Source organism: Nonomuraea sp. NPDC002799 (genome assembly GCF_053592075.1).
The window spans coordinates 1-2,193 of record NZ_JBSFVA010000125.1 but is presented as its reverse complement, the minus strand read 5'-3'; the positions used below and the strand labels follow the sequence as shown (position 1 = coordinate 2,193).

2 protein-coding genes are annotated in these 2,193 nt (G+C 74.3%); both read right to left on the bottom strand.

Annotated elements, in window-relative coordinates; all coding sequences use genetic code 11:
- Nucleotides 1-1,182: ATP-binding cassette domain-containing protein (locus ACWD0F_RS51975; protein ID WP_449890554.1), on the bottom strand; the 1,182-nt coding region annotated here is incomplete at its 3' end.
- On the bottom strand, nucleotides 1,179-2,193 hold a 1,015-nt coding region (locus ACWD0F_RS51970; protein ID WP_449890553.1), incomplete at its 5' end, for a substrate-binding domain-containing protein. The genes ACWD0F_RS51970 and ACWD0F_RS51975, both read right to left, overlap by 4 nt.

Sequence of the window (2,193 nt, the reverse complement as noted above, 5' to 3'; positions counted from 1 at the left end):
GGCGCGCATCCTGGGCAGCGTGATGTGCGCGCGCACGGACCAGCCGGGCACGACCGCCTGCGCCGCCCGTTCCTCCGGGGCGAACGCCACGCCCGCCGCTATCGCGGCGTGCGGATCCTTCGGGCGGTACGGGCGGCCGTCGAGCGACAATGCGCCGGAGACCAGCGGCCGGGCGCCGCCGAGCTGTTCGAGCAGCTCCGTCTTCCCGGATCCGACCAGGCCCGTCACCCCCAGCACCTCGCCCGCGCGGACCCGCAGTCCGAACTCCCGGCCGCCGGGCATGGCCCGCAGCCCCCGCCCGGCCAGCACGTCCGACGCACCGACCGGCTCGGCACCAACCGCCGACCCCACTGGGGCGTCCCGAGCGGGAGGGGCGTCGCGGGCGGGCGCGGCCTCGTGGGCGGACGCGTCGCGGGCGGATGCGGCGTTGTGAGTGGGTGCGGTGCCGCGGGCGGGCGTCGTGGGGTTGCCGAGCATGGCGGTCACGATCGCGGTCCGGTCCAGCGGCGCGGTGAACGTACGGACCACCGCGCCGTCCCGCAGCACCACCACCCGGTCGCACAGCGCCTCGACCTCCGCCAGCCGGTGCGACACGTACAACACCGCCACACCCGAGCGCGCCACCTCCCGCACCCGCTCGACGAGCGCGTCCGCCTCGGCCACCGACAACGTCGAGGTGGGCTCGTCGAGGATGAGCAGGCGGGCCCGCCGCGACAACGCCCTGGCGATGACGATCTGCTGCCGGGCGCTCGCGGGCAGGCTCTCGACCGGCGCGTCCAGCGGCAGCCCGAGCTCGGGCGCGATGGCCGCGGCGGCGGCGCGGATGCCGCGGCGGGTCTCCCACCACCCGCCGCCCGCCTGTCCGGCGAGGAGGTCGAGGGTGAGGTTCTCCGCGACGGTGGCGCCGAAGACGACGCCGTCGTCGATGTTCTGGTGCACCGTCTGCACCCCGGCCGCCTGGGCGGCGAGCGGCCCGTCGAAGGAGAGGGGCCGCCCATCGGACGACAGCGTGCCGGAGGTCGGCCGCACGGCGCCCGAGAGGATCTTGATGAGCGTCGACTTGCCCGCTCCGTTGGTGCCGATCAGCCCGGCGATCTCGCCGGGCCGCACCTCCATGGTGACCGAGGACAGCGCGGTGGTGGCGCCGTACACCTTGGAGACGGACGTGACCGCGAAGGTCACGGCGCCACCCAGGGCACGCGGGCCACGTCCGGCGTCACGAGGCCGGGGAAGGCCTTGGTGAGCTGCTCGATGTTGGCGATGTTCGCGTCGCGCAGGCCCTTCTGCGTGATCAGCGACGGCGGCACGGTGAGCCCGCGGTCCACCTGCTCCCCCGCCACCAGCAGCGCCGCCGCGCGGACGGCGATCCGGCCCACGTTCGAGGGGTCGGTGGCGGAGGTGGCGACCCAGGGGCTGCCCGGCTCGGTGATGACGCCGATGTCGGCCGTGGAGACGTCCGCCCCGTAGATCTTCACCTTGTCGCCCAGGCCCAGCTCCTTGACCGCCAGCGCCGCGCCCTTGGCGAACTCGTCGTAGGGCGCGAAGACCGCCTTCACCCCCGGGTTGGCCTGCAGCGCCGCCTTGGCCTGGTCGGCCACGGCCGAGGCGGTCGAGGAGTTGACCACGCCGATCTGCGCCACCTGCTTGATGCCGGGGTTGTCCTTCTTGAACTGTGTCCAGACCTCGTTGCGGCGATCGAGCGGCGCGAACCCGGCGACGTAGACGTACAGGACCTCGCCGGCCCCCGCGGTGTCGGCCTTCAGCGCGCCGAGCGTCTGCTCGGCGATCTGGCGGTCGTCCTGGGTGAGCGCGACGGCCTCGGGCGTGCCCGGGTCGACGTCGAAGGCCACGAGCGGGATCTTCGCGGCCACCGCCTTCTTGATCGCGGGCTGTACGGTCTGCGCGAACCCGTGGTCGACGATGATCGCGTCCGGTTCGCCGGTGACCGCCTGTTCCAGGTTGAGCGCCTGCTTGTCGTTGTTGCCGTCGCCGGAGGAGACCTCCAGCTCGACGTTCAGCGCCTTGGCCTCGGCCTGGGCGCCGGCCAGCCACTGCTGGAAGTAGTCGCCGGAGGAGAGCTGCCGGACCAGGGAGATCCGGACACCGCCCGAGGCGAACTTCGCGGGCGGCGACGCCGCCGGTGCGGCGGCGGCCGACGAGGGGGCCGCCGCAGCGGAGGGAGCGGGAGTGGGC